Origin of the sequence: Shewanella sp. 6_MG-2023, assembly GCF_030547195.1 — a bacterium.
Taxonomy (GTDB): Bacteria; Pseudomonadota; Gammaproteobacteria; order Enterobacterales; family Shewanellaceae; genus Shewanella.
This window is the reverse complement of the sequence record NZ_JAUOQU010000029.1, coordinates 36,082-49,313: the sequence shown is the minus strand read 5'-3', so window position 1 is coordinate 49,313 and position 13,232 is coordinate 36,082. Positions and strand designations below refer to the sequence as shown.

9 protein-coding genes are annotated in these 13,232 nt (G+C 43.6%); 5 read left to right on the top strand and 4 right to left on the bottom strand.

The features are described from left to right. Positions 1-27 precede the first annotated feature (27 nt). Complete coding sequence (locus Q4533_RS15835) at positions 28-954, top strand: manganese-dependent inorganic pyrophosphatase (protein ID WP_102476533.1); 927 nt, start codon at positions 28-30, stop codon at positions 952-954. Positions 955-1,069: 115 nt separating this feature from the next. On the opposite strand, the gene Q4533_RS15830 is transcribed toward Q4533_RS15835, so the two are convergent. Continuing rightward, positions 1,070-1,387 carry a GRAM domain-containing protein gene (locus Q4533_RS15830; RefSeq protein WP_102436583.1) on the bottom strand — a complete coding sequence of 106 codons (318 nt, stop codon included), beginning with the start codon at positions 1,385-1,387 and terminating at the stop codon, positions 1,070-1,072. Between the two features lie 166 nt (positions 1,388-1,553). On the opposite strand from Q4533_RS15830, the gene Q4533_RS15825 reads away from it, so the two are divergent. The 3 genes from Q4533_RS15825 to Q4533_RS15815 all read left to right on the top strand — a co-directional run bounded on the left by Q4533_RS15825 (position 1,554) and on the right by Q4533_RS15815 (position 3,657). Next, the gene (locus tag Q4533_RS15825; RefSeq protein WP_102436581.1) at positions 1,554-1,916 is read left to right on the top strand and encodes a DUF4156 domain-containing protein; all 363 of its coding nucleotides are present in this window, start codon (positions 1,554-1,556) and stop codon (positions 1,914-1,916) included. Positions 1,917-1,996: 80 nt separating this feature from the next. Then, positions 1,997-3,010: an aldo/keto reductase gene (locus tag Q4533_RS15820; protein ID WP_303503262.1), complete on the top strand. Its 1,014-nt coding sequence runs from the start codon at positions 1,997-1,999 to the stop codon at positions 3,008-3,010. A gap of 23 nt (positions 3,011-3,033) precedes the next feature. Then, entirely contained in the window at positions 3,034-3,657 is a 624-nt protein-coding gene (locus Q4533_RS15815) for a protein tyrosine phosphatase family protein (protein ID WP_303503259.1), read from the top strand. A 50-nt stretch (positions 3,658-3,707) separates the two neighbouring features. Here Q4533_RS15815 and Q4533_RS15810 read toward each other — a convergent pair whose 3' ends face one another. Beyond that, entirely contained in the window at positions 3,708-4,748 is a 1,041-nt protein-coding gene (locus Q4533_RS15810; protein WP_303503257.1) for a hypothetical protein, read from the bottom strand. A 307-nt stretch (positions 4,749-5,055) separates the two neighbouring features. Here Q4533_RS15810 and Q4533_RS15805 point away from each other — a divergent pair, with 307 nt between their 5' ends. Beyond that, a complete protein-coding gene (locus Q4533_RS15805; protein ID WP_303413909.1) occupies positions 5,056-6,990 on the top strand; it encodes a radical SAM protein in 1,935 nt (644 codons plus the stop codon). 339 nt (positions 6,991-7,329) lie between these two features. Here Q4533_RS15805 and Q4533_RS15800 read toward each other — a convergent pair whose 3' ends face one another. Continuing rightward, positions 7,330-10,002, bottom strand: coding sequence for a TonB-dependent receptor (locus Q4533_RS15800; RefSeq protein WP_303503254.1), 2,673 nt, complete (start codon positions 10,000-10,002; stop codon positions 7,330-7,332). A gap of 161 nt (positions 10,003-10,163) precedes the next feature. Further along, a complete protein-coding gene (locus tag Q4533_RS15795; protein WP_303503252.1) occupies positions 10,164-12,998 on the bottom strand; it encodes a hypothetical protein in 2,835 nt (944 codons plus the stop codon). Between the last annotated feature and the right edge of the window lie 234 nt (positions 12,999-13,232).

The following is a 13,232-nucleotide window of genomic DNA, read 5'->3' as shown; positions in this document are numbered from 1 at the left end:
CGCTGAAAATTTATAGGAGCGTACCAAATGGCAATGTATGTTGTGGGTCATAAGATCCCTGATTCAGATTCAATCTGCGGTGCAATCGCACTTGCTTACTTAAAAAATCAAATTGAAGAGCCTGCTATTGCAGCCCGTCTTGGTGAACTTTCACCTGAGACTGCCTATATCTTAGATAGATTTGGTTTTGAAGCACCAGAGTACAAAACAAGCTACGCTGGCGAAGAAGTGTATATCGTTGATCACTCTGAATTAACTCAAGCACCAGATGATATTGCCGAAGCAACCATCGTAGGTATTGTTGATCACCATAAATTAGGTGACTTAACCACTTCTACTCCGCTTGAGTGTTGGATCCGCCCAGTAGGTTGTAGTAACACAGTGATTAAAATGATGTACGATTTCTACCAAGTAGAAATCCCAGCTAACATTGCTGGCATCATGATGTGCGCTATTTTAAGTGACACTGTGATTTTCAAATCTCCAACCTGTACTACTGCTGATATCCGCTGCGTTGAAGCATTAGCTGAAATTGCCGGTATTGAAGACTTCAAAGCAGTGGGCATGGAAATGTTTAAAGTTAAATCAGCTGTTGAAGGTACGCCAGCACGTGACTTAGTCATGCGTGATTTTAAAGACTTCAACATGAACGGTAACCTAGTGGGTATCGGTCAATTAGAAGTTATCGACTTATCAGTATTTGACGATATCAAAGCTGATTTAGAAGCTGATATCGCAGCGCTGAAAGCTGAAGGTAACCGTCACAGCGTATTATTATTGCTAACCGATATCATGAAAGAAGGCTCAGAAATGTTAGTGGTTTCAGATGACGCTGACTTAACTGAAAAAGCCTACGGTAAAGCAACCGTTGAAGGCCGAGTCTGGCTAGACGGTGTATTAAGCCGTAAGAAGCAAGTGGTGCCATCGCTACAAGATGTATTTGCTAACGCTTAATATGCGTTTTTAGCAATATAGCGAGTCGCCCAACTAAAAAGCTGAATCAATGATTCAGCTTTTTATTAGCCTAAATTCATCAGTAAGCGGTTCTCACATAGCTTAAGGTAATGAGTTAACGATTCAATCGCTCCAGCCATTCAGCAGAGTCAGCCACCATAAATTTATAGGACTGATGGTTTTTAAGTTCCACTTTAATCGCATCTGCGGTAAGGGGTAACACTCCACCACCGGTCCCCCAACATTTTTCAACACTAACAATATCCTCAAGGTCTATCTCATAAGGACCCATTTCAAAGATTTTATTAAAGGCTTCAAAACATAACCGTGTTTCAGTCAAATATAGTTGTCCATCACCGCTAAAGGCACCGTTTTGCGCAGTAGCAAAAGTAGACTTAATCACGGTTTCATTGGCTAAATTGATGCTACCCATGTGTATATCCCTATGTTTACTCTTTCATGAAACAGTGAACGCCAACATGCTGATTGCATAGCGAAGCTTAACCAAGTAAGTTGACTTTAACTCTACTACGCTGCTGATTAAGTATAGACTTGCTATATGAACATGGCGTAATTAACAGCAAATTTTTAAGGCCTATATGAATCCAGTCAATCGCAGTGCCAGATTAATGGGGTTATTAATGATACTCATGCCAATAGGACTCACGGCTTGTATTAACGTCCCTCATTATCAAAGCGAACATGTGCAAATTTTATGGCAAGGACAACAGCTTGATGATTGCCAACTAAAAGGGCCAATAATTGGCTCCCAAGGGCATTGGTATGATTACTTGTTTATTTCGAATAAGGATTTAACTCAAGGGGCGATTAATCAGCTGAGAAATGAAGCATTAACGCTAGGGGCAAATACGGTTTATTTGCTTAAGCCGCAGTCGTTTACCACTTCAGTGACGATATTGGGCAATGCTTATAATTGTTCTAGTACAGTAGATTTGAAGTAAAGATTTAAAACAGATATTTAAAACACGCCTTAAATTCAAAGCTAATTCAATTTAGTAACAACTCATTTGTAGGATGATAAATGATTACCCACCAGCCAAACCCTCAGTACACAGTTAACTCAGATCGTTATCAAAAAATGGCTTATGCCCGTTGTGGTAAAAGCGGAATACGCTTACCAAAAATTTCTCTGGGCTTATGGCAAAACTTTGGCGCATCAGACCCCCAATCGAATGCGAGAAACATCCTGCAAACAGCTTTTGATGCCGGTATTACCCACTTTGATTTAGCCAATAATTATGGTCCCCATTACGGCGCGGCTGAGTCCACCTTTGGTGATATTTTCAAACAAGACTTTAAGCCATATCGAGATGAGCTGATCGTTTCCAGTAAAGCCGGTTACGACATGTGGCCAGGGCCTTATGGTATTGGCGGCTCAAGAAAATATTTGATCGCCAGTTGCGATCAAAGCCTTAAGCGTACTGGGTTAGATTACTTTGATATTTTTTATCACCACTGCATGGATCCTGACACTCCTATTGAAGAAACCATGCAAGCGCTGGATTATATTGTCCGCTCAGGCCGGGCGATGTATGTGGGCATTTCAAACTATCAGCCAGCAGAAACTCAGCAAGCTATCAGTATCTTAAAACAGCTGGGCACGCCATTATTAATCCACCAGCCACGCTACAATATGTTTGATCGCTGGATTGAAGATGGCTTAACTGATGTATTAAAAGATCAAGGCGTTGGCTCAATTGTATTCTCCCCATTGGCTCAAGGTGTGCTCACTGATAAATACCTCAATGGTATTCCCAAAGACTCGCGCGCAGCCCAAGCTCACCAAATTTATTTAGCTGATAACGATGTTACTCCAGAGAAAATAGCCAAGGTGCAGGCATTAAATGCCCTTGCCCTGACACGGGAGCAATCATTGGCGCAAATGGCGATCGCATGGAACCTTAACAATGATGCGGTAACCAGTTGCTTGATTGGTGCAAGTCGGCCTGCACAAGTTGTGGATTCGGTGGCAGCGCTAGATAATCTCAACTTTAGTGCTGCAGAGTTGGCCGCCATTGATGACATTCTTAAGTAACTGCTCAAATAAAAGGATTACTGATGAAAAACCGCCTCAACAGCCAGCTTATGCAATATAAAAGATCGCTAATGGCTTTTAAAAACAGCATGACCGGAGCAGCGTTAATGACAATAGTAACCAGCAGCTTATTAAGCGTTAGTTTAGTCAACCCTGCGGCGGCGCAAATTGACCCTAGTCAGCTTGATAACATCAAAGCGATCAAGCTCAATAACAGCCAGGTGATCACTGCAGGCTTGCCCACAGCAGAGCAATTTCAGACACTTAAACATTCAGGGGTCGAGGTGGTGATCAATTTGATCCCCAAAGACAACTCAAACTATTTAGCGGCTGAAGATAGACTGGTCACAGATGCTGGTATGGTTTACCACAACATTGAAGTCGACTGGCAGCAACCCACCATGGAAGATGTAGCGCAGTTTATTAGCATCATGGAGCGCAATAACGATAAATCGATTTTAGTCCATTGTGCGTTAAATTATCGCGCCTCGGCTTTTTACTATTTATATCAACTAAGCCAAGGCGCTGATCACTCAGAAAATGCCATGAACCAAGCGTTATCACCTTGGGGCGATTTACCCCAAAGCTTTGCTAAATACCCGCAGTGGAAAACCTTAATCGATGAAGTACGCGGCAAATATCAGTAATAAATACTGATATTTTAGCTGTGAGTTTTCAGTAGCGAGTTACTCAGTCGTTAGTATTTCAGTAGTGAGTAATCAGAATTAGCCAACAAAGCGGCGATATTCACTTCATATATCGGCGCTGGGCTACCCTCTGAGGTGATATAAAAGCGGCTGGCATCGTGATTAAAGCTCACCGCTTCTGCTTGAAATAGTGTCGGAAAATCAATGATTGTAGGCGTGGTTGATAACAGTGTTAAAGCGCCTGTAGGCTGTTGCTGCTGAAAGTAATAAGCATGGCCATAGGTTAACACCACCGCAGATAAGCCATCCTTTGAAAAGCTCATTGCTGTCGAGTTTCCGGCAAAAAGTGCTAAGCGTATACTCCCGAAATAATCTGAGAATGATTCTGGTAATGCCGGCGGTGCCCCTAAAGGTGTTGCCACTAGCGTGTCCCTTTCTTGCTTAGGTAATGGCATAGGTAATTGCGAAGGAAATTCTGAAGGCAATAACGCCGGTGATTGCGCTAACTGTAACGGTAACGGCAATTGATATAGGGTTTGTGGGGTGTGCCGCTTACTCAGTAATACAATTTGCTGGTTAACCACATCAACAGCAACAGACTCACAATCCTTTGGACCATCTGGGTAATTAAATGCCAGTGACACAAGCGGGGTGACCTTAATTGATGCGGCCAATTCAAGTTTGCTGACATCTGGCTCTGCAATGATATGAATAAAATACTGACTTCGATTGGCACGATTATCACCCACATCGGCGATTAACAGATACGCTTTACCATCGATAATAAACGAGCTCATATCTTCCCAATCGATATTTTTTACCCCTTCAATGTTCACCGTCGCCAGCACGTCACCGGATAAATTTATCGCATACACTGCGGCGCTATCGCCGCCATCATTGTGCAGCCACAGCACATCATGGTGTATATTTGAGTAAGCTAAGCCACTGGCTTCAGCAATTTTTTTATGGCTAATATTGCCCACTTGGCTAATGTTAGCTTGCTCGGTTTTGACCGAACACGCCGTAATAGCAAGGGCAAATACTAAATATAAACAGAGACGTAAAAACTGATTTAGACATTTTGCGGCCATGTGTCAAACCTAATCCATTAGCTGAGATGCGAAATTTGATAATGACACAGTTAGCGTGATATTTAACCGCCTTGCTAATATTTAAATCTAGACTGTGCTAGAAAGAGATTAAATTCGATCTAAAAACAAACAAACAGACAGTGATAAATTAATCTTCAATTGGCTAATTTACGGGTTTTTCCCTTGGCCATTTGTTAGAATCCCAGCTTATTTTTTGGCAACTGTATTATTGCCACATTCTGTACCTAGCTCGGGCTGACAATCAGTTTAGTTCAGTGCACTCAAGTTTTACTATTAAAGGCAGGCTATGACCGTTCTTCTAATGACTCCACCTATGACCCAGTTAAATACGCCCTATCCGGCAACAGCCTATTTGACTGGTTTTTTGCGTACGAGAGGCTATGAAGCAGTGCAGCGTGATCCTGCCATTGAGCTTTTCCTAGAAATGATGACTGCGCCTGCGCTGGACATTATTCGTCAACATGTGGAAGCTAATTTCGAGCACTTTGAAGACGATGAATTACCTGATGCTATTCATAATTTTCTGGCTGAATTTGATCGTTATCATTTGACTGTTGAGAGCGCGATTCGGTTTTTACAGGGTAAAGATCCCAGTCTTGCACTGCGGATCAACTCGCGCCGATTTTTACCTGAAGGCCCAGCATTTGAAGCCATTGCGCAAATGGAAGCGGTATCAGGCGATGTACTGCAAGCCGCTTTTGGTAATCTTGGCGTTCAAGATAAAGCCAAATATCTCGCGACCTTATTTATTAACGATCTCTCCAGCGTCATCACTCAAGGGGTTGATCCTTACTTTGAAGTGAGCCGCTATGGCGAGCAGTTAGCTGCGGCTAATCCAAGCTTTGATAACCTTTACGATACCTTGATGGACGAGCCAACCTTTAGCTCAGAAATTTTAGCGCAATTGGTTGAGCACTATTTAGAAGAAACCCAACCTAGCGTTGTAGCCTTAACCGTGCCTTTTCCCGGTAATATGCTCGGCGCGTTACGTATTGCCCAAACCTGTAAAGCCATTAATCCAGAGATCCCCATCATCATCGGCGGTGGTTTTATCAATACCGAACTACGGGCACTCAAAGATCCTCGGGTATTTGAGTTTATCGACTTTATCTGTCTTGATGACGGCGAACGCCCGTTAATCACCCTGCTGGAATACTTTCAAGGCCAACGTGAAGTCGATGATTTAGTGCGAACTTACTTCCTTGCCGAAGATGACAATGGCGAGCCTTACGTTCACTTTAATGAAAACCCAGAACTCCACGATATCCCGCAGGTGGAAGTCGGCGCTCCGATATACGATGGCTTGCCATTGAGCGAATATCTGTCTTTGTGTGAAATGCTCAACCCAATGCACCGTATTTGGAGTGATGGCCGCTGGAATAAGCTCACCATCGCCCATGGCTGTTACTGGCGTAAATGTAGCTTTTGTGATGTCAGTTTGGACTATATCGATCGCTACGATACTGCTGGCGCTGATATTCTGGTTGATCGCATTGAGCAACTCATTGAAGAAACCGGACAAACAGGGTTCCATTTTGTCGATGAAGCGCTGCCACCAAAAACCTTATTTGCCTTTGCAAAACGCTTAATTGAGCGCAACGTGGTGATCAGTTGGTGGGGTAATATCCGTTTTGAAAGAACCTTTAGCCAAGCCCGCTGTCAATTGCTAGCCGACTCTGGTTGTATCGCGGTCAGTGGCGGCTTAGAAGTGGCGTCTGATCGTTTATTGAAACTGATGAAAAAAGGCGTCAGTGTTGAGCGCGTTGCCCAAGTCACTAAAGCCTTTAGCGATGCCGGTATTATGGTGCACGCATATTTGATGTATGGCTTTCCGACTCAAACCGAGCAAGAAACGGTAGATTCATTGGAAATGGTGCGACAGATGATGCAGCAAGGTTGTTTCCAGTCTGCCTATTGGCACCGTTTTGTGGCCACGATCCACAGCCCTGTTGGTATGAATCCAGAAAAATTTGGTATTACTCTTAGCGATCGCCCTGAAGTTTTATTCGCTGAAAATGATGTCGATTTTAGCGATCCTACCGGTACTGATCATGAGATGTTAGGTGAAGGGCTGCGTAAAGCGATTTACAATTACATGCATGGTATTGGGTTTGATCAGCCGATGAGTTTTTGGTTTGAACAAGGTGTCGCTCGCACTAGCATGAAAAAAGATCTGATATCAAAAGCGATTAGCAATCTGATCGACAGCAGTGAAGAATGATCTGCTATTAAGGCTCATAGCTAACGAGCTAATTTTATAACTCACAGCGCTTATAACTAATAGCGCTAGCCAATAAAAAGGCCACTTTCTTGTTCCAAAAGAAAGTGGCCTGTTACTTTTACAGCTTATTTTACATACTGCATACAGCCTTTTGCAAAGCTGCCAACTTCTTTGTTAAGTCACGTAGTCTTAAATAACGCTTACTGATAAAGAAGCGTGCGATATTGGCGTGTTCCAAACACCTAGATATCACACTGTGCACTTGGCTTTTAGCATTTAAAGGATGAGGTAAAAATGCTAAAAACCAGTACCTGTTGTCACTCTTGTTAATCTCCAGTATTAATACTGGTAATCAAATTGCAGAGTGAATTCTGTGCCAGGCTCTTTCGCGTATACCACCACATCTTGTTGGTCGTATTCGGTGGTTTCACCTAGGATATTTTTCACTTTAAATTTCACCCCAAAGCTTTCAGTAGGTAAAAAGCTATAGCTAAAATCTAAGCTGTGAAAGGGTTGCTCGTACACATCATCTAAACCGCCACGGCCACCATAAGCAATACGCTCACCAAACACGTTATACACTAAGGTTGCACTGTGAGACTCATTAGACGAATCAAAGCTTAACTGCATGTTGGCAACCCACTCAGAATGGCCTGTCATGCGGCGCTTATTATTGGTTGGGTCAATTTCACCATTACTGGCAATTTCAATTTCTGAGTCACTTAGGGTTAAGTTACCCGCTACGAAAAAGTCTTCCCAAACACTACCATTGCTGCCAATAAAGCCTAAGTCATGTAAAAACTCAGTTTCGATACCGTAGATATAACCTGACTCAGCGTTGTAAAACTTAAGCTGACGACCCGCTTCTGAGATACGTTGAATCGCTTCTATGGGTGCTGCAACGTCTTTATAAAAGCCACCAACACTTAAGTTTGCGCCATCTTCTGAGTAGTATTCCCAGCGTACATCTAGGTTATAGATATCTGAGCTTTCAAGTTCTGGGTTACCGAAGAAATCAAAACCGGTAATTGGGTCTTGAAACCGCACTGGCGCCACTTCACGTAAATCAGGGCGAACCAAGGTTTTACTGGCGCCAAAGCGCCATTGGCTTTCATCTGATGATTTCCAGGTTAATGCCAATGAAGGAAACCAGCCGTCTTCTGCGATAGCATAATCTTCAATATCGTAACGACCACCTTCATCTGAAACCTCACCATCTGGGGTTAATGGCAATGTCACGCGGCGAAAATCTTCATAACGCACACCTGCGGTTAAGCGCCATACATCATCAAAATCCACATCAAAATTGACAAAACCGGCGTCTATCATTTCAGCGGCGACATAATCTTCGGTGTCGGTTGAGGCGTCTTTTAATTCTAAATCAAGCGTGTCATTGGCAATGTTGTCATCAGAAAATATATTGTCAAAGTCACCCGCTAGAATATCGCCATTGGGGTCTGTTGGGCTTAAGCCGACATCAAAGCCCAATCGCGTGGCATAGCTTTCACGGGTACGTTCAAAGTACTCATAACCACCACTGATTTTTAGCACGTTCATGCCAAACTCAAAGGGTAGGGTTAAATCAAATTTGTAGTTTTCGGTATTATCATCAAGGCGGCTATAAACATATTTAGGCGCATCTTGGGTATTTAAGTTACGGCTAGTAATGCTATCAGCATCATCAAGTATTACATTGTAAGTGTAAGATAATTCGCTCGGTGCATAGCGCTTTGAACTGGCGTTTGAATACATCCAGTTGGCTTCTAAATCCCACAGATATTCAAAGAAATGCTCACCTTGAATTTGATTGCTGATAAGGTTACGTTCTTCATAAGCAATATCATAAACCTGCAACGCATTAGGCTCGGCGATGGTATCAATGGTTTCTTCGATGGCCACTGAAACATCATCAGATGTATCACGTAAATAAGTCGAGAAGGTTTGAATTTTATGGTCGTAACCAATTTCTAAACCTAAGTTAACCATGCCTGACATTTGTACAATTGAATCGGTGCCCATGACGTCTTTTGAGTTTTCGATTTGTACCTTGTTCTCATCACCATCTAGCTCAACTTCGCGCTTGGTGTAGTTTTCAGCTTGTTGTTTATATGAGCCTGCTGCCATCATCCCGAAAATGATGTCATCGCTTAAGTCCCAGCGATCGCCAATGGCGATATTACCGCGAACTCCAGGGTCCGTACTTTCAGTAAATACCGTCATGTCGCGATACATATCATTGGCTAAACCACGGTTAATGGCTTGAGCACTGGCAAAATCAATTGTGCCATTTGAACCAGTAACAATATCAATGGGGCTAATTCCGCCATATTGATTGGTCACCTCGTTAATGCTGTTTGGCATTGCCCGAGTGCCATCATCTTGGCCAGTCCAATCATCGCCGCCACCGTTATAGGTATAAGTGTCATCGCTATCATTAGTGTTATAACGGCCACCTATTGACGCTTTAAAGAAAAAGTCTGCAGGAATAGATTTAGTACGAATATCAACATGACCACCGCCAAATGCAGCTGGCGTGCTGGCTGAACTGGATTTTTGTACTGATAAAGATTCAATGATAGAGGCTGGGAACATATCCAGCGGTACCACATTACGGGTAGGGTCTGGCGATGGTACAACCGCACCATTTAATGATGTACTAGAATAGCGCTCACCTAAACCACGTACATAAATGAACTTGCCATCCTTCAGGGTTAATCCGGTAACACGTCGAAGCGCGGCGGCGGCATCACTATCTCCGGTGCGAGAAATCTGGTCTGCGCCCATAATATCAACCACGGCGGGTTGCTCACGGCGCTCTTCCATCGCTTCTGAGGCAGAGCTACGTAAACGCCCCGTTACCGCAATGACTTCAATAGGGAAATCTTCACCAGGATCATAAGCTGGTGTCTCTTCCGAGTAAGCTGGTAGTGTTGCAAAAAGAGAAGCTGCAGAAATAGCAGTAACAACAGCTAGGCTTAGCTTATTAGCGATAAAACTCGGCTTGGTTTTCATAACGTTTTTCAATCCTGTACACAGTTCAGGTCGCGCCACTAAGATGTGATACACCGGTGACAATTAATGTAAATTTAACTAACTATTTTGATTATCTAATCGGACTTTAAGCAGCATCGAGGAGTACTCACTCCCCGATGCCTAAGGTTTACTACTCGCTTTTATTTAATAAAAGCCCAACCTTCACGCCAATCAGTTTGGCCATCGAATGCACCGATATAATCAGTTGATTCGAAGAAGGTGTCAGTCGTACTCATATCAAGACCCGTACCCAATAACACAGTGTCAGTGCCAGCAGGCATGCCATTAGTTAACGTCACTTCTTGAGCAGAGTTACCTGTTTGAGCTAAGAACCAGGCCTGCGTGTCTACCGCATCGGTTGTATCTGTGTTGTCAGAGCTGTATTTGAATGGCTCGTTACAGTCGATAACAGAGTGAGACATCACTAATGTTTCATCGTTAACGTTGGTAACAAGACCTGCGTAAGTACCGTCTAGTTCTAAACACTCACCTGATTCAGTCTCAGAAGTTGCACCTTTGCGACCTTGAATCAATAGGTTGTGAATTGATGCACGAGTAGCAACACGAAGAATGATGCCTTCGCCTTTATCGCCACTGGCATTTTCAATATCAGCACCAGGAAGAATTGTTACGTTAGAGATAGTTGGGTTTGAAATCGGCGTGTCGTCAGTGCCTTTATGACTATCGCCTTCAATACCACGGTTAGCTTGACCATCTTCATGGGTGATATACACGTACTGTGCTTTACCCTGCCAGCCGTTAGTCCAATCTAAGCTGTCATCAAAGTTATCCGTTAGGTAAACATATTTAAGATTGACTGCACCGCCCCAAAACTCAACACCATCATCGCCATTTGCATGGACTTGAATATGGTCAACTTGGGTTCCACTGCCCACTGCCGCAAATGAGATGCCGTTCATTTCTTGGGTATCATTGACTTTAAAGCCGGCGTATTTGACTACCACATAGCTGATTTGACCGCTGTTATCAGCATTGTCATTACCGCCGTATGGGAAGTCGCCCACTTCAAATGACACATCACAGTTGCCTTTATCAGGACACTTGTTGGTTTCGCCATTACCCAGAATAACTAAACCGCCCCACTGACCACGCTCACCTTCTGCGCCAGCTATTACATCTTGCTGAGAGGTCATAACGATTGGATGCTCAGCACTGCCTTGGGCCATGATTTTAGAGCCACGACTAATGGCGATGTAGCTGTTGTCGGTCGCAAATAATTGCGTACCCGCTTGAATTGCCAGTGTTGCAGAGTCTGCGTTATCACCACCTACAATCACCGCGCCGCCATCTACTTTGTACATCACGTTTTGACCAGCAAGCAGTGTTGTATTGGTGGTGATGTTACCTTCGATTGAACAGACTAAAGTCACGCTGTCATCTTTATAAAGGCCTGCAACCACATCTTCTGAAGTTGTGCCTACAGGGCAAGATGTTAAAACTGGTAATTCAGTTGGTGCAGGCGCTGCATCTTCATGAATGGCCGTGGTCCAGCCTTCCGTCCAGTCAGTGCTGCCATTAAATGCGCCGATATATTGGGCATCATCTAAACGGTCATCCATGTTAGCTAAATCAGCTGCGCCGCCAGTTAAAGCAACAGAAGATGAATTAGGCATATACCCTGATAAATCTGCAGCACCGGCTAAGTTACCTTCTTGGGCCATAAACCAAGCTTCAACGTCGTAAGCTTTGGTGTAACCTTTATCAGCATCAACCTTGGCACTCTTAAACGGCTCAACACAATCGATTAAGCTGTTTTGCATGTTTAAGTTGCCAGCTTCAGCGGTATCAACTGTATTGTCGTCATTGATTTCTAAACATTCGCCAGAATCAACATCGCCTTTAACCAGCATGTTGTATGCGTTAACAGCCGTGCCTTTGCGCAGTAAAATACCTTCAGCGTCATCACCACCACTGTTAGTGCCGTTAGCCACTTGAATGGTGAAGTTAGCTAATGTAGGCATAGACTGTGGTTCAGCATCAGCGCTGCTGTTGCTGTCACCTTCGATACCACGGTTTGAACCGTTATCCTCTTGACGGATATAAACGTGCTGGGCACTACCTTGCCAACCGTTAGTCCAATCTAGAGAGTCATCAAAGTTTTCAGTTAACACCACATGTGAAAGCGAAACGTTACCGCCCCAAAACTCAACACCGTCATCGTTATTTTTATGAATTTGGATATGATCAACAGTTGTACCTGCGCCAACTGCCGCGAAACTAATACCGTTCATTTCTTGGGTGTCGTTGATTTTAAAGCCACCAAACTCAACCCGAACATACTGAATAACACCTGAGTTATCTTCAGTGTTATCACCACCGTAGTTGTGGTTACCCACTTCAAATGCAGCATCACAACTGGTTAAATCAGGGCATGAGTTAACAGGTGCGTTACCTAAAACTACTAAGCCGCCCCATTGACCCGCTTCGCCAGTTTGGCCTAGCGCCGCTTCAAGGGAAGTAAATACGATTGGCGCGTCAGCTGTGCCTTCGGCCATAATTTTTGAATCACGGCTAATGACTAAATAAGACTCGCTACCACCAATAATTTTAGTGCCAGCCATAATTGATAATTCAACCGAGTCAGCTTTATCGCCGCCAGCGATAACTGCACCATCAAGCATCCACACCACATCGTTTCCTAAAATGATGTTCGCGCCATCTTGACCACCTACCTTTACTGTTGAAGCTGCAGTAGAAGGTGCCAGTGTGCCTGTTAACACCCACACTTCTTTACCATCGATAGCCGCTATCGTAGTGCTTTTTTCTGCAAAGCCGCCGTAAGCAAGTTGTTGGTCCGTTTCAGTCGGTGTGGTTGGATCCGTTGGATTTGTAGGGTTAGTCGGCTCTTGTGAACCCGTATCAATATTGATATCGCCACCACAGCCCGCAAGTAATAAGGTTGCAGAAAGCGCAGCTGATACAGCACTAAGTTTAAACATTTTTTTCAGTTCCATTGTCATCTCCGAAGACGGGTGTAAGCGAGTTAAGTTGTTTCAATGGACGACAAACTAACCCGCAAAAATGACAAAAAGACTGCGTTAAAATGACAGTGAAATTTCACTAATATGATATAAATATTAATAGATAATAAAAACAGAGACTTACTGAGCGGTTTGAGTTACTTTTTATTGTCACATTATTAACAATTACTTTACCTAGGTGTCTTGCGGTGTGTTTTTTGGAGTTGA

What these genes read in the sequence shown, in the direction of transcription:
- Q4533_RS15835 (WP_102476533.1), top strand. Translation starts at nt 28, where the DNA reads ATGGCAATGTATGTTGTGGGTCATAAGATCCCTGATTCAGATTCAATC.
- Q4533_RS15830 (WP_102436583.1), bottom strand. Translation starts at nt 1,387, where the DNA reads ATGGGTAGCATCAATTTAGCCAATGAAACCGTGATTAAGTCTACTTTT.
- Q4533_RS15825 (WP_102436581.1), top strand. Translation starts at nt 1,554, where the DNA reads ATGAATCCAGTCAATCGCAGTGCCAGATTAATGGGGTTATTAATGATA.
- Q4533_RS15820 (WP_303503262.1), top strand. Translation starts at nt 1,997, where the DNA reads ATGATTACCCACCAGCCAAACCCTCAGTACACAGTTAACTCAGATCGT.
- Q4533_RS15815 (WP_303503259.1), top strand. Translation starts at nt 3,034, where the DNA reads ATGAAAAACCGCCTCAACAGCCAGCTTATGCAATATAAAAGATCGCTA.
- Q4533_RS15810 (WP_303503257.1), bottom strand. Translation starts at nt 4,748, where the DNA reads ATGGCCGCAAAATGTCTAAATCAGTTTTTACGTCTCTGTTTATATTTA.
- Q4533_RS15805 (WP_303413909.1), top strand. Translation starts at nt 5,056, where the DNA reads ATGACCGTTCTTCTAATGACTCCACCTATGACCCAGTTAAATACGCCC.
- Q4533_RS15800 (WP_303503254.1), bottom strand. Translation starts at nt 10,002, where the DNA reads ATGAAAACCAAGCCGAGTTTTATCGCTAATAAGCTAAGCCTAGCTGTT.
- Q4533_RS15795 (WP_303503252.1), bottom strand. Translation starts at nt 12,998, where the DNA reads ATGGAACTGAAAAAAATGTTTAAACTTAGTGCTGTATCAGCTGCGCTT.